This window comes from Paraburkholderia sp. C35 (genome assembly GCF_003121405.1).
Lineage (GTDB): Bacteria > Pseudomonadota > Gammaproteobacteria > Burkholderiales > Burkholderiaceae > Paraburkholderia.
This window is the reverse complement of the sequence record NZ_QBUY01000148.1, coordinates 1-16,971: the sequence shown is the minus strand read 5'-3', so window position 1 is coordinate 16,971 and position 16,971 is coordinate 1. Positions and strand designations below refer to the sequence as shown.

The window sequence follows — 16,971 nt, the reverse complement described above, 5'->3', positions numbered from 1 at the left end:
TGCCTACTTTTCTTTGCCGCGGCAAAGAAAAGTAGGTGCCGCCCCGCACAGGGGCAACACTAGCAGACCACTAACAACACGCGGACGCCACCACCATAAAAGACCACCAACCACCACTACAAACAAAAAAAAGGCCACCCCCAAAAGAGCAGCCTTCGGCAAAAAACAAAAAACAAAAAAACAAAAAAACCTAAACCTTAATCATCCAGCAAAGACAAATCCCGAACAGCACCTTTATCCGCCGACATAACAAGCTTCGCATAAGCCTTCAGCGCAGCTGAAACCTTCCGCGGACGCGGATTAACCGGCTTCCACCCCTTGGCATTCTGCTCTTCACGCCGACGAGCGAGTTCGTCATCCGACAACAACACATCGATCGTGCGATTCGGAATGTCGATACGGATCTTGTCGCCATCACGCACAAGCCCAATCGCGCCACCCGCCGCAGCTTCCGGCGAGCAATGCCCGATCGACAAGCCCGATGTGCCACCCGAAAAACGCCCATCCGTCAGCAGCGCGCAAGCCTTGCCAAGTCCCTTCGACTTGATATAGCTCGTCGGATACAGCATCTCCTGCATCCCAGGCCCACCCTTGGGCCCTTCATAACGCACGATCACGACATCGCCTGCCTTGACCTTGTCGTTCAGGATGTTCTCAACCGCTTCATCCTGCGACTCGGTAACGTGCGCCGTGCCTTCGAACACCAGAATGCTCTCGTCGACACCCGCCGTCTTCACCACGCAACCGTCCAGCGCAATATTGCCCGTCAGCACGGCAAGACCGCCTTCCTTCGAGAAAGCATGTTCATACGAACGGATGCAACCTTCCGCGCGATCGAGATCGAGGCTCGGCCAGCGCGTGTTCTGGCTGAACGCGACTTGCGTGGGGACGCCAGCAGGACCTGCCATGTAGAACGTCTTCACGGCTTCGTCGTCGGTACGCACGATGTCCCAGGCGTTGAGCGCTTCCTTCATGGAAGGCGCGTGCACCGTCGGCACATCCGTATGCAGCTTGCCGGCACGATCGAGTTCGCCCAGGATGGCCATGATGCCGCCCGCGCGATGCACGTCTTCGATGTGGTACTTGTTCGTGTTCGGCGCCACCTTGCACAGCTGCGGCACGATGCGCGACATACGGTCGATGTCCTTCATCGTGAAGTCGATTTCCGCTTCACGCGCGATAGCGAGCAAGTGCAGGATCGTGTTGGTCGAGCCACCCATCGCGATGTCCAGCGTCATCGCGTTTTCGAAGGCCTTGAAGCCGACGGAACGCGGCAGCACGCGCTCGTCTTCCTGCTCGTAATACTGGCGCGCCAGTTCGACGATGCGGTTGCCCGCGCGCTTGAACAGTTGCTCGCGGTCGGCGTGCGTCGCGACCACCGTGCCGTTGCCCGGCAGCGACAGGCCCAACGCTTCCGTCAGACAGTTCATCGAGTTGGCCGTGAACATGCCCGAGCACGAACCGCAGGTCGGGCATGCCGAGCGTTCCACTTCGGCGACGTCGGCGTCCGAGTACGATTGATCGGCGGCGATCACCATCGCGTCCACGAGGTCGAGCTTCTTGAACTCGATCGTGCCCGTCTTCGGATTCGCCAGGCGCGTCTTGCCCGCTTCCATCGGGCCGCCCGACACGAAGATCACAGGGATGTTCAGGCGCATCGCGGCCATCAGCATGCCCGGCGTGATCTTGTCGCAGTTCGAGATGCACACCATCGCATCGGCGCAGTGCGCGTTGACCATGTATTCGACCGAATCCGCGATGATGTCGCGGCTCGGCAGTGAATAAAGCATGCCGTCGTGGCCCATCGCAATGCCGTCGTCGACGGCGATGGTGTTGAATTCTTTGGCGACGCCGCCCGCCGCTTCGATTTCACGCGCGACGAGTTGGCCGAGGTCTTTCAGGTGCACGTGTCCGGGAACGAACTGCGTGAACGAATTGACCACCGCGATGATCGGCTTCGAAAAGTCTTCGTCTTTCATGCCGGTGGCGCGCCACAGCGAGCGCGCACCTGCCATGTTGCGGCCGGCGGTGGAGGTTTTGGAACGGTATGCGGGCATCGTGGTTGTGGGTGAAATATCGCAGAGAGAAAGCGGGCCGCGGGAATATTGGCCCTTCTTGCGCCCGTGCGAACAACCTCGTGAGTCGCGCCCTGGGCAAACCGCGATTATCCCACAGCGCCTTTGGGCGCGTGGGAATCCCAAAACGTGGAAAACCAGCCCTGCCTCAAGGCGCGTAGCGCGTAAAGACGTAGTCGCGGTCCTTTACCCGCGCCGAATGACAGGCAAAGCAGGTCTGATGCTGCGCGAGATCGGCGGGCTGGCCGTTGATGAAACGACCGAAGCCCCAGCCGCCCGTCGACGCATAGCGCTTCGAATCCTTCACCATCACCTGCACCGTGGTCGGCTGGCCCGGCACCGTCGCCGATTCGAAATCGGGCGACTGCTTGCGCTTGTACGCGAGCTTCACGAGGATCGTGCCGTCCGGGTACGGCTGCGTCGAGCTTTCGATCGCCTTGATCGCGGCGGGATTGCCGAGCACCACGCGCAGCTCGTCGAGCGGCGCGCCCTCTTCCGCCGGGGCGATCATCTGCCACTTGCGGTAGCCGTCGGGAATCGTCACGCCGTAAATCGGCGAGGCCGGTTTGGCCGAGGTGGCAGATTCGGCAATCGCCTGATCCGCCGATACGGCGGCGAGCAGCAGCGCCGCGCTAAGGACGGCAGATGCGGTTCTGAAAGGTCGCACTGGAAGACTCCTTCGTCGCCGGATCAGAAACGCGCGACGTCGATGATCGCATCGGCGAACGCCTTCGGCGCTTCCTGCGGCAGGTTGTGCCCCACGCCGCCGCCGATGTTCCGGTGCGCATACTTGCCCGTGAACTTCTTCGCGTACGCAGACGGGTCGGGATGCGGCGCACCGTTCGCGTCGCCTTCCATCGTGATGGTCGGTACCGAAATCGCGGGCGCTGCGGCGAGGCGCTTCTCCAGATCATCGTACTTCGCTTCGCCGCGCGACAGGCCCAAACGCCAGCGATAGTTGTCGATCACGATGGCAACGTGGGCCGGATTGGCGAACGATTCCGCCGTGCGATCGAAGGTGGCGTCGTCGAAATTCCACTTCGGCGACGCCAGTTGCCAGATCAGCTTGTTGAAGTCGTGACGGTTCGCATCGTAGCCGGCATAGCCGCGCTCGGTCGCGAAGTAGAACTGATACCACCAGGCAAATTCGGCCTTCGGCGGCAGCGGCGCGCGGTTCGCCTGCTGGCTGCCGATCAGATAGCCGCTCACCGACACCAGTGCCTTGACCCGCTCCGGCCACAACGCGGCGATGATGTCCACCGTGCGCGCACCCCAGTCGAAGCCGCCCAGAATCGCCTTGTCGATTTTCAGCGCATCCATCAGCGCGATGATGTCGACGGCGATCACCGACTGCTGGCCGTTACGCGGCGTGTCCGCCGAGAGGAAACGCGTGCTGCCGTAGCCGCGCAGATACGGCATGATCACGCGATAACCCGCTGCGGCGAGCAGCGGCGCGACTTCGGCGAAGCTGTAGATGTCGTACGGCCAGCCATGCAGCAGGATCACGGCGGGACCGTTTTGCGGACCTGCTTCGGCATAGCCGATGTTCAGCGTGCCCGCGTTGATCTGCCTGATCGTATCGAACGAAGCGACGCGGCCGCCCGTTTTCGTCGCGCTGGTCTGCGTGCTGGTTTGCGCATTGGCCAGGCTGCTCAGGCCCAGTTCCAGCAGGCCGATGCCCGCAACGGTCGTCCCGAGCAGACGACGGCGCCGAGTATTGATCTGATCCGACATGTTTCTTTTCCTCAGGTAACAGTTGCTGTGAAGACATCTGCGCGCCCGTGCCGAATGCGCAGCCTGTTGATGGAGGTATTAAACATGCCGGACGTATCTGCGGTGTGTCCGCAAAGTGCCCCAATGCGTCGTTATGTATCAGACGGCGGCGCAGATACATTGCGATACAAATGGACCGCATAGCGGAAATCCGATGGCGACATTCCATACTGCCGCCTGAACAGCCGGCTGAAATGCGCCGCCGTGGCAAAGCCACACTGCCACGCAATGTCCTGAATCGCGTGGTCGTGCGCGCCGCCTGTTTGCAGCAGCAGCGCCGCGCGTTCGAGCCGCGCCTGCCACACGTAGCGCATCAGCGATGTGCCCTTCACACGAAACAGCCGCTGCAGATGCTGCGGAGAAACATGCACACCGGAAGCAATCGCGGCGACATCGAGGCCCGCTTCGCCGAGATGGCTGTCGATGTAACGCTTCGCCTGATGAATCAACGCTTCGGGACAGCGTCGTCTCGATTGCGCGCCGGGTTCGATCATCGAGAACTGGATCAGCTCCAGCAATTGATCGCCCATCATATGCTGCGCAATCGCACTCGGCGCCGTGGATTGCTGCGTGATGCACTGAATGAGATCGCAGGTCGCGCGTACATCGGGCGAGCGCGCATCGCCCACCAGCAGCGCCGCACCCGGCCGCTGCACGCCGCGCTCACGCAGACGTTCTTTCGGCACACGCAGCACCGTCAGTTGCGCGCGCTCCGGGAACACTTCGGCAAACGGATAGACAGGGTCGATGATGAACATGCTGCCCGCGTCGAAACGTTGCATGCCGTCGCGCCATCGTACGTGCACATGTCCGGCCGTGACCAGTTTCACGAACAGCCAGCCGCCCTGCCACGACGGCAATTCTTCACCGACGGGCGATAGCGTCTGCATCGCGAGGTCGGCAAGCGACACGCCCACTTCACAGAGCCGCCAGCTTCTGACGCTCGAATCGAGCGACTGGCGCGGATCGAACGCGCAACGCAACCCGTGACTGTTGAGCATGATGTGCGACCATCGCTCGCCTGCGCTCAGACCGGTATCGAAAGTGATCTCGTGCGTGTCGAAGTGCATCAAAACGTCCCATGAATCAAACGGACGGTCACGGCAGGTCCGCGACGCGAATGTGCGCAACGGCACTCCGCGCCTGTCAGCCTGCTACGCCGCCGCCGGCATCAGTACTGCCCTGGTTTCGAGGAATGCCTCCAGCCCCTCGCGGCCGCCTTCGCGGCCCACTCCTGATAGCTTGAAACCGCCGAACGGCACATTGGCCGCCAGTTCGACGCCATTGATCCCGATGTGACCCGCGCGCATCCGGCTCGCGAGCGCATACGCCTGCTCGACGTCGCGCCCATAGACGGAACCGCTCAGGCCATACGGCGTGTCGTTGGCGATGCGCACGGCGTCGTCGATGCCGTCGTAGGGAAGAATCGACACGACCGCGCCGAAGATCTCCTGCTGCGCAATCGTCATAGGCGAGCTCACCTGACTGAAAACGGTCGGCTCGACAAAATAGCCCTTTTTGAAGCCACCGTTGCCCGTACCGCCGAGCACGAGACGCGCGCCTTCTTCCATGCCACGCTCGATGTAGCCGCGCACGCGATCGCGCTGCACCGCGTTCAGCAGCGGGCCGATACGCGTGTCCGCGTCATGCGGATCACCCACTTTCAGCTTCGCGATGATCGCCGCGTACGCGTCCACCACTTCGTCGTGCCGCGCTTTCGGCACCAGAATGCGGGTCTGCGCGAAACAGATTTGCCCGGAAAACGGCATCGTGAACGGTGTCAACGCGGCCAGCGCCGAAGGCAGATCGACATCGTCGAGCAGTACTGCTGCGGACTTGCCGCCAAGTTCCAGCGTGACACGCGCGAGCCGTTCGGCTGCCGTGCGCGCGATCCATTGCCCCGTCGCCACGCTGCCCGTGAAGCTGATCTTGTCGACATCGCGCGATTGCACCAGTTGCGCGCCTTCGTCGCGGCCCGCTGTGATGACGTTCAGCGCACCGGGCGGAAGGCCCGCGGCCGCTGCGCATTCGGCGATGATCAGCGCATCCAGCGGACTTTCCAGCGGCGACTTGACGACCACCGTGCAGCCCGCTGCTAGTGCCGCAGCGATCTTGTGCGACACGATCGGGAAGGTTGCATTCCACGGCGCAATCAATGCAGCGACGCCGACAGGTTCGCGGCGCACGCGCGCGTGGCCGCGCCGCGTCGGACGCCTGTCCTCGAATTCGTAGCTTTCGGCCAGCGATGCAAAGAACTCGAAACGCGTGATGCCTGCAGGCAGCAGGCCGTTAGCGAACGTAATCGGCGCGCCGACCTGCTCCGTCCACAATTGCGCGAGCAGCGGCAAGCGCTGGCGGATTTCTTCCGTCAAACGCTTCAGATACACGCTGCGCTCGGCGCCCGACATCTTTGGCCACGGACCGCTATCGAATGCACGGCGAGCCGCAGCGACCGCACGTTCGACATCGACGGAATCCGCGAGCGGCACCGACATGAACGGCTCTTCCGTAGCGGGAGAAATCAGCACGTGACGCGCATCGGAATGACTCTGCACCCATTCGCCGTCGATAAAAAACCGACTGCGGACATTCGACGATAGTGCTGCTATGTACTCACTCATGTTCTTTCCGGTTAAAGATCTCATACAGTGAAAAGGTTCCGATGACAGCACGTTGCAAGCTGTGCACAGCATCGTCAAAACCGCGAGCTTTCAGTGTAGTGATCTCACTCCTCCGGAAATTGTCCAGCACCATTCGATTGCTTGTCCAGGACGCGCTTTATGACCTCATTCTGGTTATAGCCTGGATATCGCGCGTGAATATGTCGGAATGTATCCGCTGCAATGGTGGATACAAAACGTTGCAAAGAAATTGATAGCTCGCTGACAGCACGCGAATGCGCGTTGCAGACAAGCCAAATGCGCTTGACAGACAAGCTGTCCGGCACGCTCAAGCGATAGAGTTTGCAGTTCTCTTCAGTTAATCCGCTTAGCGATAGCAATGCAGTGCATGGATCTTCCACTCGTTCTTCCCGACATGCTTCCCCAACTCTGGTCTTTCGCCTTACGCCTGACCGAAAGCGAATATGAAGCGGAAGAACTGGTTCATCGGGCCTGCGTGCGCGCACTCGACGACACCCCTGCCTTACCGCGCGATGCGTCACACCTCGATCAGATGTACTCGATCATCTATTCACTCTGGCGCAGGCAGCAGCCGGCACACGCAAGACAGCGCAATGCAGCGAAGCAACTCCCCCAATACTCACATCAGTGGCGCTAAACGAATGCGCGCGGAATAGATCCGCATAGTGAAGCGTTGTTGAGAAGTGCACGGGACATTCAACACCATGGCACTTCACTTTCAATCGGAGTACGAGTTCATTCGTGCTTCGTTACGGTATCGAGAGAACATGTCATCTTTCTCAAGAATGCTGCTCGTCTATGACGGAACAGCCGAAGCTCAAGCCGCATTGAATCGCTGCTCGCAATTGTCGTTAGCCTTGTCCGCGCAGGTCGATGTGGTGTCCGTCGTCGATTCCGTCGGCGCAAATGCGATCTGTGCAGGGCTGCTGTCGGACATCGCTTGCACCAGCATGGAACAACTCGCACGCCATGCGCTCGATGCCGCGGTCGGACATCTGGCAAGTCTGGGCGTCACTGCATATGGACATCTGAAGTACGGCCGCCCCGCCGATGTGATTTCCTTGCACGTCGCGGCCTTCCATGCCGATATCGTCGTGATCGGCCATCGCGTGCAAAAAGGAATCGGGCGCTGGTGGGGCGAACGCCCCGTTCATCTCGATCTCGCCGAGCGCTTGCGTGGCTCGGCTATCGTCGCGGTCACGGCACCGCTCGCGTGATGCGTCACGCGAACGGAAGCCGTCCCGCACGTTCACACGACAGGATCGACGGGCGCAGGCGGTACGCCGCGCGCTTCGATTGCTTCGCCTGCGAGCAGGCACAGATCCTCGCGATAATGCGCGGCGACGATCTGCACGCCGACGGGCACGCCGTTCACCAGTTGCGTCGTGACAGCGAGACCCGGCAGGCCCATTGCGGGCAACGCGCGCATGGTCAACTGCGCTTCCCACACGCGATCGAAGCCTTCTGCGCCGCGCTGATCGAGATCGTCAGGGAAAGGCAATTCGCCCGATACCGGCATCAGCACGACAGCATACTGATCGAGGAACAGACGCCACTGACGCACCAGCGTCGTGCGTCGCACCAACGAACGGCTGATCACATCGGCGGGTAGATCGCGCACCTTCAGGCGCGCCGCCGCGACCACGGCAGCCGCGCCGGGATCGCCGTCGCGCGCGACGGAATCGGCAAGCGCATCGAAACCGTCACCGAGCCACAGACGTTCCTGCAACTGCCCGGCTTCGCGGATCGACGGCACATCGTCGATTTCTTCGACGTGCCAGCCCGCGTCGGCCAGACGGCGGGCCGCGTCGCGCAATGCATCCTCGACTTCCTTCGCGATCTCGAGTCCGCCAGGGCGCAGGCAGAGCGCTGCGCGCAACGGCACCGCGCGCCCTTCCAGCGGCATCGGCACATACCAGGGATCGCGCAGGTCCGGTGCGGCCAGCGCGTGCAAGCCGAGCCGCAGATCTTCGATGGTGCGCGCAATCGGCCCCGCAGCCGACATCAGTTGCGCGCCGATCGCGCGTTCCGGCGACGACGCGTTGAATGCCGGCACGCGCCCGAGGCTTGGCCTGAGTCCGTGCACGCCGCACGCATAGGCGGGATAGCGGACCGATCCGCCGATATCGGTGCCCAGCGCGATGTGCCCGATGCCCGCCGTGACGGCCGCCGCCGCGCCGCCCGACGATCCACCCGGCGTGAGCGACGCATCGCGCGGATTCAAGGTGCGGCCGTGCACCTGATTCGATGTGAACCAGCGCAGTGCGAAGGTGGGCGAGTTGGTGCGGCCGAGCAGCACCGCGCCCGCCTTCGAGAGATTGTCGACGGCGGGACTGCTGGCTTCGGCGATCAGGTTTTCCTGCAAACGCGTGCCGTTAGTGGTCGCAAAGCCCGCCTGGTCCACGTTGATCTTCACCGTGACGGGCACGCCCGCGAGCGGCCCCGGATCGTCGCCGCGCGCGATCACGCGGTCGATCTCGTCCGCCTGCTGCAACACCCATTCCGGCTTGTGCGCAACGATGGCGTTGATGACGGGATTCACGGCATCGAGCCGTTCGAGCGCGGACTGCGCCGCTTCGCGTGCAGAGACTTCACGGCTGCGAACCCGCTTTGCAAGCTCGGCCGCGGACAAACGCCATAGTTCACTCATGGTGTCCTCGATAGAAATACAGACCCGTCACAACGACATGGCTCACGCAGCGGACAGCCCGGCGTGCGCGTCGAGCGTTGCGGCGAGAATCATCTGGTGCCGGTTGGACGGCACGTGGAAATCATGCGCGCGCGGGCGGAACACTGCATCGCCACGGCTGATCGCGCGACCTGTCAGCGCACACACGGCGGCATCGCGCGCGAGTCCGCTGCGCCAGATCTGTTCAGTGTAACGGCCCGTGCACGGATCGCTCCAGGAGACGCTGATCGTGCAAGACGACAGCCGTTCCTCGACCACGATATGCGCGGGCCGCGGCGGCACGTCGACGGGCAGATCGGCGGCGGGCGACGGCAAGCTGATACGCAGCTTCTTCAGCGCTGCATAACGGCTGGTCGTGCACGCGTCGCGCTGTTCTGCGGACGGATCCAGCACATTCAGCAACGTGCGAATCACAACATTGTCTTTGTATAGCGCGCTCATCGACTCTTCTCCCGTCACTGTCGCGGCCATGAATTGAAAACGCCCCTATTCCGGCGATGGCAGCGGCTTTCACGGACCCATGTCCGCACGGCCGCCCGCCATCATCGCCATCCCGCGATCAGCCGCCGCCTTGCTGGCGCAGCGTCAGCTTGCTGGCGACTGCCGTCACGCCGTGCACCTGCTTCGCCGTATCGACGGCAAGGCGGTCCTGATCTTCGCTCGACACCTGCCCTGCCAGCGTCACCTGGCCCGTCTTCGCATTGCCGAATGCGGTGATCGACGTGTCTTCCAGACCCTTGGTCTTCGAGAGCGTCTTTTGCACCGTCTTCGAGAATGCGCGATTGGCGGCGCGGATCGACTTCTTCGTCGTGGGGGCTTGCGTGGCGGTTGCGGCGGTTGCGGCCGCTGCATCCGTTGCAGATGCAACCGTATCGGCGGCGAACGCCTGCATGCCGGAGAAAGCGACAACGGCTGCGAGGCCGCTGTTGATCATGAGTTGGCGAAGCTTCATTGTCTTGTCCTTGTCGTTGTCTAAATGGAACTGCAGGCTGCCCGATGTCGTCGCATCGACGCCTGCCAAGGATTAGAAGCGCTGAATGTATCGTCTGTTTTTCCTCGACGTATCCAAATGTATCGGGATGACAGTTGCCTTGCACCGCGATGCCGCTGCATCGGCGTTATTCCTGTCCGAGCGCGCGGCCGATCCATGTCTCCAGTTCGCCCGCATCGATCGGCTTTTCGATCATGCAGAGCGCCGCGCCCGCGCCCACGCGTTCGCGCATGCGGGCCGTGGCGAACGCGGTGATGAAGATGGTGGGAATGTGAATGCCTTGGTGCCCGAGCGTGTCGAGCAGTTCGATGCCGTCCATGCCGGGCATCTGCACGTCGCAGACTAGGCAACGCGTGCGCGCGAGCGCGTCTGAGGCAAGCAGTTCTGCGCCGGATGCGAAAGCCCGCGCTTCCCATCCGAATGAGCGCACCAGACTGCTGGTCGCGGCGCGCACGAGGGGATCGTCGTCGACGATGGCTATTAGCCCGTTATTGTGCTGTGACAAGGACACTCTCACTGATGGCCCGGCAAGCGAATGAGCGGATCCCAAACTTGCCCGGCAGATTCAGCATAGAGCGCGCCCTACGCGCTCACCATCATATGATCGTATATGGCCCCGATTACTCCCGCTTACCGCCGTCACCGCCTTGCGGCGCGTGACTAGCGCGGCGTCTGGACGATGCCGAGCGCTTCCATCTTGCGCATCAGTTCGGCGACGGAGCGCGCGTTCATCTTGCGCATTGCCTGGCCGCGATGAATCTTGGCCGTGATCTCGGCGATACCCATGTTCGCGGCGATCTGCTTGTTCAGCAAACCCGTTGCGACGTGTTGCAGCACTTCACGCTCGCGCGGCGTGAGCGAATCCCACGCGGTACGCATGGTGTGCAGCGAACGATCCGATTCGAGACGCCGCGCGTCGCGCTCCAGCGCGGCGATCACGGCGTCAATCATGTCCTGGTCGCGGAACGGCTTGGCGAGGAAATCCATCGCGCCGGCTTTCATCGCCTGCACGGACATGGCGATGTCGCCATAACCCGTCATGAAGATAATGGGCATATGCAGGCGCCCCTCTTCGCTCAAGGTCTGCTGCAAGGCCAGTCCGCTCTGCCCGCGCAGCCGCACGTCGAGCACGAGACAGGAAGGAATGGACGGCTTGTCGGCGGCGAGGAATGCTTCCGTCGACGGGTACGCTCGCACATCGAGACCGATCGAACGCAATAGTCCCGAGAGCGCACCGCGCACGAGTTCATCGTCGTCGACGATATGAACGAGGCGCGCATCGGTTTGAGAGGAAGCTGTCTGGGCGGGCGTTGATCTCGACATCGTTGCTTTGTGCTGTTTCTTATGACGCGGATGGCCGCTGTACTGGAGCGGCCGACCATGGTAACAAATGCGTACACAACAATCCACGACGCGCATCTGCATGCGCGCGGCAATCATACGATCGTATGCGGTGACGCACTCCCGAGACGCGGCAAAGTGAAGGTCGCGCGCGTGCCTTGCACGTCGCGCGGCGAAAGGGTTAACGTGCCGCCGTGGGCTTCGACAATCGAATTGCAGATGGCGAGGCCCATGCCCATGCCGTTCTCCTTGGTGGTAAACAGCGGCTCGAGCAGGCGCTCCGCAATCTGCGGATCGATACCACTGCCCTTGTCTTCCACCGAAACACAAACCGGCGCGCCCTCATCTGCCGTGCAGATCAGCCTCAGCTTGCGCTCGTCGTGCGCGAGCGACACCATCGCTTCGGCGCCGTTCGTCAGCAGATTGATCGCGACCTGCTGCAACTGGATGCGGTCGCCCCGCACCTGCACCGCACAGTCGAGGCCGCGCAGTTCGAGTGTGATCTGCATCGCTTCGAGTTGCCCTGCGACGAGCGCCGCCGCTTCACGCAGCGCCTCGTTCAGATCGAGCGTCGCGAATTGCGGCTCGGCTCTCCGTGCTTTCGCGCGCAGCCCGTGGATGATCGCGCGCGCCCGCGTCGCGCTCAGGCTGATATGCGTGAGCATGTCGCGCGCTTCGCCGATTTCGGGCGGCTCGCGATTCAGCCAGCGCAATGCGGCGCTCGCCGAGGTATCGACGGCGGCAAGCGGCTGTCCGACTTCATGCACGATCGACGCCACCAGTTCGCCCATCGCCTTCAGACGGCTGGCACGCTCCAGGTCGCCTAGCGCGTTGCGCAACTGGTCTTCGGCTTTCGCGCGCTGCCGGTTCTGTTCAAACAGTTCTTCGTAAAGACGCGCGTTTTCGAGCGCAAACGCTGCCTGCGACGCGACGACTTCGAGCAGCGCCGCTTTCGCCGATGTGAACACATTCGCCGCGAGATTGTTCTCCAGATAGAGCACGCCGACGAGCATCGCGTAACGCATCAGCGGCACGCACAACACTGAGCGCGGACGTTGACGACGCACGTAGCCGTCCTGCGCATAGGCAGGCGAATCGCAGACATCGTCGAGCACGAGCTTTTCCTGCGTACGCGCGACGGCATGCACGATCGAAACGGGCAAGGTATCCGACGAAAACACAGCGGCCTCATGCGACACGACGATCGCGCCGCCGAGCACATGCGCACGCGCGGGCACGCGCCACACGCCACGCTGCAACAGCACGAGCGCGCCCTGATCGGCACCCGCGCTTTCGAGTGCCGTGCGCAACAGCGTTTCGACCAGACGCGCGGGCACGATGTTGCTGGCGAGCGCATTGGAAATGCGCAGCACGGCCTGCACGTCGAGTTCCTGAAGACGGCTCGCGCCCGGTGCACCGCTGTCGGTGCCGAAGCTATCCGGATAGTCGGCCTGCAGTTGACGCACCTTGGCCGTCGCACCCCAACGCTGCCACGCGCCGCGTGCGTGATTCAAATACGCCTGCGCCGGCACCTCTTCTCCGCGCGCGGCATGAAAGCGCGCCGCCAGTTCGGCGGCGTAGGCTTCGACCTGCGTGAAGCCATGGCGGCGCGCGTGCGAGACGGCCTTCGCGTAGGCCTCGCTCGCTTCATGCGGTACCCCCGCCACGCGCGCGTATTCGGCGCGCACCAGTTCGCGCCGCGCGACGAAGTTCATCGGGCATGCGCTGGCCCATTCGTCGAGCTGCTCCATGTGCCGCCGCAACGCCGCTTGCTGTCCGGCATCGCGCGCGGGCAACGCAAGCAAGGTCAGCGCGCCGTAGTACGGCAACTCGGCGCGCTCCGCGAACGAACGCGCGAAGTTCGAACAGGCATCGGCGCGACGTCGCGATTCGACGGCATCGGCGAGATCGCCGAACAGCAGCGCGCGCTGCATCCGGTACCCCCAGTAGGCGAGATCCACCAGCGTGACAGGCGCGCCTTCGACGGGAACGGGCGGCGGCTCTTCGAGCGGGTCCGGCACGCCGTCCTGCAGCGCCGTCACGAATGCCCTCTTGGCCAGAAAAGAGTTGATGACCAGCCGGAAGTTGGCGTCGCGCACCAGCGCGAGACCTCGCGTTACCGTCGCGCGGACGTCGCCGAGGAACTCGCCCGCGAACAGCATGCCCGTGACCTGGTTGCTCGGGCAATACATCGCGAACGTGTGGTCGCCGCTCTCCACCGCAAAATCGAACGCTCGACGGATATAGTCGCGGCCGCGTCGCGCAGGCAGCGACCACGGCACGACGAAGGTGCCGAACACCATATAGACACGCGCCCGATAACGCGCCAGCCCGCGTTCGTCGACCAGATGCAGCGCGAGTTCGCCGAACGGCAGCGCGGCGCCGTGGTCGCCGTAACGCGCGGCGAAGATCTGGTGCATGCACGTGTACACGTTGGCGGACGCATCCGAGTGACCATGCTCGATGCCGAGATTCACGGCGCGCAGCAGCATCAGATCGACGAGATCCTGGTCCGTGTAGAGCGCGGGCGGAATCAGGTCGACGAAGATGTCGGTGATCGCACGCCGCAACGGATCGGCGACGATCGGCAAGCCGCGCAGGGCTTCAATGCCGTGCTCGTCGAGCCAGCCGCGCAAGCGCGCGTATTCCCGGTCGACATCGGCGGCGCTGGGATGCAACGGCACGTCGATGCCCGCCTTGCGCAGAAACGCGAGTCCCACCTCCAGCGCGAGGTCATAGCGGCCGAGTGTTGTATAGAGCGCCGCGCGCAGACGCGCGAGATCCGCGCCGAAGATATCGTCGCCCGCCACGGCTTCAAGGGCCGACAGACGCGCCTCGGCAGGTTCGAGCGCACCCGTCATGAACTCGGCCTCGCCGCACAGCATGCGGGCCGTGAGGCCGTCTTCTGTCGCGTCGTCGTCGCCGAGAAAATCGAGTGCCGCGCGGAACAGGCCGAGTGCCGAATGGTGCGCGGTGGCCGCTTTCGCCTGACGTCCCGCATCGAGATTGAGCCGTGCGAACGCGAGCCGCTCGTCGACGTCCGTGACGGCGGGCCGCGCGAGATTGACCTGCGCGGCCAGCGTGAACACGTCGGCCTGTGCGGTGCGCGCGGCGAGCATGCGGCGCGCGATCTGCAGATGCAGCGGTGCGCGCTCGTGGTTCGGTATCGACGCATAGGCGGCTTCGCGGATGCGGTCGTGCCAGAACACCCAGTCCGCGCCATCGCGATAGACGCTGCCCGCATCGAGCGCGGCCTGCAAACCCTGCGCAGCGTCGGCCTCGGACAATGCCGACGCGACCGCCAGCGCAGCATCCGACGCGCGATCGCCAAGACAGGCCAGCACGCGCAACGCGCATTGCCCCGGCAGGGGCAACTGTTCGAGCTTGTGCGTCAGCAGTTCGACGACGTTGTCCGCACCGCGATGGCTCATGATGCGTTCGAGATGCCAGCCCCAGGCGCCCGCTTCGAGGTCGTATTCGAGCGCACCTTCATCGGCCAGCACGCGCAGCAGGTGACGCACGAAGAACGGATTGCGCCCGGTCTTGCGGCCGATCTCGGCGGCCAGCGGGGCCAACGCCTGAGTATCCCGATGCAGCGCCAGCGCGATCAGTTCGCTCAGCGCGTGCTCATCCAATGGTCCAAGATCGATGCGCAGCGCGTCGCGCCATTGCGCGAGCGGACCGACACGCAACGGATGGTCCGCGCCGACTTCGTTGCCTCTGAATGCGCCTATAAACAGCAGCGGCGTTTGCGCGTGCTGCTTCAACAGGCGTTCGAGTACATGCAGCGTGCCGACATCCGCCCACTGAAGATCGTCGAGCAGCAGCACGAGTGGCCGTGACGCCGTCGCGAAGCAGGCGATCAGACGCGCCAGGCCTTGCAGCACGCGCTCGCGTTCGAGCGAGGGCTGCGGGTCCGGTGCTTCGCCGATGCCCGGCTGCGAACCGAGCACGGCGGTCAGCGTAGGCAGCAGGCCCGCGAGCGTGCGGCCCACCGGCCCGGTGGCCTCGCGGATACGGTTGCGCCACTGCGCGAACTCGTCGTCGGCGCAGCCCAGCACGTATTGCAGCAATGGTTCCAGTGCCTGCACGAGGATGGCATAGGGCCGTGCGCGGCGGCCCTCTTCGCTCTTGCCCGCGGCGAGCAGCGGCGCGTCGTGGCGACGGACGCGCGCTACGGCTTCCTGCAGCAAGGTGGACTTGCCGATGCCCGACACGCCCGCGACCCACGCGACGCGCGCCGTGCCGCTATCGGCGACGCATCGGTAGAGTGCTGTCAATGCATCGATTTCCTGATCGCGGCCAAACACGCCGTCGGCGCGCTGCAACGATTGCAGTGCAGCGTGCGTATCGAGCGCAAACGATGGGATATGGCCCAGGCGATCGAAGAGATCGTCACAGCGGCGCAGATCGGCGAGCAGACTTGCGGCATTGGCGTAGCGTTGGCCGGGCGCTTTCTCCAGCAGCTTCATCAGCAGGGCCGAGAGTTGCGGTGGCACCTGTGGGTCGAGATCGGCGGGTGGACGCGGGCGATGCGTGGCGTGCGCATGGACGCGCGCGGCGGCATCGGTTGCGTTCTCGAATGGGGCGACGCCCGTCAGCAGTTCATAGAGGATGCAGCCAAGCGAATAGAGGTCGGCCCGCTCATCGACCCGCACGTTCATGCGGGCACCGAGTTCGGGTGCCATATAGATGAAGCTCGCTTCGCCCCATTCGAAATCGGCGTCGGGCAGCGCAGTCATGTCGTTGAGCAAGCACGAAGCGAAGCCAAATCCCACAAGGTGGGCACGTCCATTGTCATCGACGAGGAAACTGCCGGGTGTCAGCGCGCGATGGATAACGCCTGCTGCGTGCATTTCGCTGGTTGCCGTCGCAAGGCTCACGGCTAGGGCGAAGTATGTTTTCAGGTCGGTGCGATATGGCTGATCGGTGCGCGTTTCTGTGCTCAGGGCTGTGCCGCCTGGATCGGCGAGGATCAGCACGGCGCCCGTGCCGTGCGGTTGCATGTCGAGTGGTACTGCGCACCATGCCTTGTGCAAGTGATGTCGGAGCGCGTATTCGCGTTGCAATGCCGCCGTGCTGGCAGGGGTCGTGTTGTCGCGGCCTACGACCAGCACCGATGTGGCGTCTGTGGCTACGGCACGCTGTAGTTTTTGCGCTCCCGCGCTTAGGTCAATGAAGTTCCTGCTCGTGAGGTCGATCATGCAGTGTCGGCGCGGCGGGTGGAGTGACGGGCACGGTACTGTAACTTGTCAGGTTCCTGGGTATGTTTTTATGTGATGGGTGGCTCATGTTTTTTGGTTTTTTTTGTTTTTATGGTTGGTTTTTTGTGGGCTTGTGCTGAACATTGCGGTTTGTGTTTGTGCTTTTTTGTTTGATGGCATCCGCTTTTTGTTAGTGGTTCTTCATGCGTTGCCCCTGTGCGGGGCGGCACCTACTTTTCTTTGCCGCCGCAAAGAA

At 63.1% G+C, this 16,971-nt stretch carries 14 protein-coding genes; 3 read left to right on the top strand and 11 right to left on the bottom strand.

Translation table 11 applies throughout. From position 1 onward, the window contains the following. A partial coding sequence (locus DK391_RS45115; RefSeq protein ID WP_204117528.1) for a hypothetical protein occupies nt 1-250 on the top strand: 250 nt, incomplete at its 5' end. Here the strand turns inward: DK391_RS45115 and ilvD are convergent. The 5 genes from ilvD to DK391_RS40940 all read right to left on the bottom strand — a co-directional run bounded on the left by ilvD (nt 198) and on the right by DK391_RS40940 (nt 6,469). Beyond that, a complete protein-coding gene (gene ilvD, locus DK391_RS40960) occupies nt 198-2,057 on the bottom strand; it encodes a dihydroxy-acid dehydratase (RefSeq protein WP_109483709.1) in 1,860 nt (619 codons plus the stop codon). The genes DK391_RS45115 and ilvD overlap by 53 nt on opposite strands. Before the next feature lie 166 nt (nt 2,058-2,223). Beyond that, nucleotides 2,224-2,742 (bottom strand): cytochrome P460 family protein, encoded by a 519-nt coding sequence (locus tag DK391_RS40955; protein WP_109483708.1) that lies wholly within the window; start codon nt 2,740-2,742, stop codon nt 2,224-2,226. A 23-nt stretch (nt 2,743-2,765) separates the two neighbouring features. Beyond that, entirely contained in the window at nt 2,766-3,809 is a 1,044-nt protein-coding gene (locus tag DK391_RS40950) for an alpha/beta hydrolase (RefSeq protein ID WP_109483707.1), read from the bottom strand. A gap of 131 nt (nt 3,810-3,940) precedes the next feature. After that, nucleotides 3,941-4,918 (bottom strand): AraC family transcriptional regulator, encoded by a 978-nt coding sequence (locus DK391_RS40945; RefSeq protein WP_109483713.1) that lies wholly within the window; start codon nt 4,916-4,918, stop codon nt 3,941-3,943. Between the two features lie 84 nt (nt 4,919-5,002). Then, nucleotides 5,003-6,469, bottom strand: a complete 1,467-nt coding sequence (locus DK391_RS40940; protein ID WP_109483706.1) for an aldehyde dehydrogenase family protein — start codon at nt 6,467-6,469, stop codon at nt 5,003-5,005. 388 nt (nt 6,470-6,857) lie between these two features. On the opposite strand from DK391_RS40940, the gene DK391_RS40935 reads away from it, so the two are divergent. Continuing rightward, nucleotides 6,858-7,127, top strand: coding sequence for a sigma factor (locus DK391_RS40935; RefSeq protein WP_239483096.1), 270 nt, complete (start codon nt 6,858-6,860; stop codon nt 7,125-7,127). A 130-nt stretch (nt 7,128-7,257) separates the two neighbouring features. After that, nucleotides 7,258-7,707: a universal stress protein gene (locus DK391_RS40930; RefSeq protein ID WP_239483095.1), complete on the top strand. Its 450-nt coding sequence runs from the start codon at nt 7,258-7,260 to the stop codon at nt 7,705-7,707. Between the two features lie 32 nt (nt 7,708-7,739). On the opposite strand, the gene DK391_RS40925 is transcribed toward DK391_RS40930, so the two are convergent. The 6 genes from DK391_RS40925 to DK391_RS40900 form a co-directional block, all read right to left on the bottom strand. Next, on the bottom strand, nt 7,740-9,140 hold the full coding sequence (locus tag DK391_RS40925) for an amidase family protein (protein WP_109483703.1): 1,401 nt from the start codon (nt 9,138-9,140) through the stop codon (nt 7,740-7,742). A 42-nt stretch (nt 9,141-9,182) separates the two neighbouring features. After that, the gene (locus DK391_RS40920; RefSeq protein ID WP_109483712.1) at nt 9,183-9,620 is read right to left on the bottom strand and encodes a DUF3331 domain-containing protein; all 438 of its coding nucleotides are present in this window, start codon (nt 9,618-9,620) and stop codon (nt 9,183-9,185) included. 118 nt (nt 9,621-9,738) lie between these two features. Continuing rightward, nucleotides 9,739-10,131, bottom strand: a complete 393-nt coding sequence (locus DK391_RS40915) for a BON domain-containing protein (protein ID WP_109483711.1) — start codon at nt 10,129-10,131, stop codon at nt 9,739-9,741. A gap of 166 nt (nt 10,132-10,297) precedes the next feature. Continuing rightward, nucleotides 10,298-10,675 carry a response regulator gene (locus DK391_RS40910; RefSeq protein ID WP_109483702.1) on the bottom strand — a complete coding sequence of 126 codons (378 nt, stop codon included), beginning with the start codon at nt 10,673-10,675 and terminating at the stop codon, nt 10,298-10,300. Nucleotides 10,676-10,830: 155 nt separating this feature from the next. Further along, nucleotides 10,831-11,493, bottom strand: coding sequence for a response regulator (locus tag DK391_RS40905; protein WP_109483710.1), 663 nt, complete (start codon nt 11,491-11,493; stop codon nt 10,831-10,833). Between the two features lie 113 nt (nt 11,494-11,606). Then, entirely contained in the window at nt 11,607-16,715 is a 5,109-nt protein-coding gene (locus DK391_RS40900) for a trifunctional serine/threonine-protein kinase/ATP-binding protein/sensor histidine kinase (protein ID WP_109483701.1), read from the bottom strand. Nucleotides 16,716-16,971 lie beyond the last annotated feature (256 nt).

Bases quoted from the DNA above. Each gene is read 5' to 3' on its own strand.
- ilvD (WP_109483709.1), bottom strand. From the start codon at position 2,057: ATGCCCGCATACCGTTCCAAAACCTCCACCGCCGGCCGCAACATGGCA.
- DK391_RS40950 (WP_109483707.1), bottom strand. From the start codon at position 3,809: ATGTCGGATCAGATCAATACTCGGCGCCGTCGTCTGCTCGGGACGACC.
- DK391_RS40945 (WP_109483713.1), bottom strand. From the start codon at position 4,918: ATGCACTTCGACACGCACGAGATCACTTTCGATACCGGTCTGAGCGCA.
- DK391_RS40940 (WP_109483706.1), bottom strand. From the start codon at position 6,469: ATGAGTGAGTACATAGCAGCACTATCGTCGAATGTCCGCAGTCGGTTT.
- DK391_RS40935 (WP_239483096.1), top strand. From the start codon at position 6,858: ATGGATCTTCCACTCGTTCTTCCCGACATGCTTCCCCAACTCTGGTCT.
- DK391_RS40930 (WP_239483095.1), top strand. From the start codon at position 7,258: ATGTCATCTTTCTCAAGAATGCTGCTCGTCTATGACGGAACAGCCGAA.
- DK391_RS40925 (WP_109483703.1), bottom strand. From the start codon at position 9,140: ATGAGTGAACTATGGCGTTTGTCCGCGGCCGAGCTTGCAAAGCGGGTT.
- DK391_RS40920 (WP_109483712.1), bottom strand. From the start codon at position 9,620: ATGAGCGCGCTATACAAAGACAATGTTGTGATTCGCACGTTGCTGAAT.
- DK391_RS40915 (WP_109483711.1), bottom strand. From the start codon at position 10,131: ATGAAGCTTCGCCAACTCATGATCAACAGCGGCCTCGCAGCCGTTGTC.
- DK391_RS40905 (WP_109483710.1), bottom strand. From the start codon at position 11,493: ATGTCGAGATCAACGCCCGCCCAGACAGCTTCCTCTCAAACCGATGCG.
- DK391_RS40900 (WP_109483701.1), bottom strand. From the start codon at position 16,715: ATGATCGACCTCACGAGCAGGAACTTCATTGACCTAAGCGCGGGAGCG.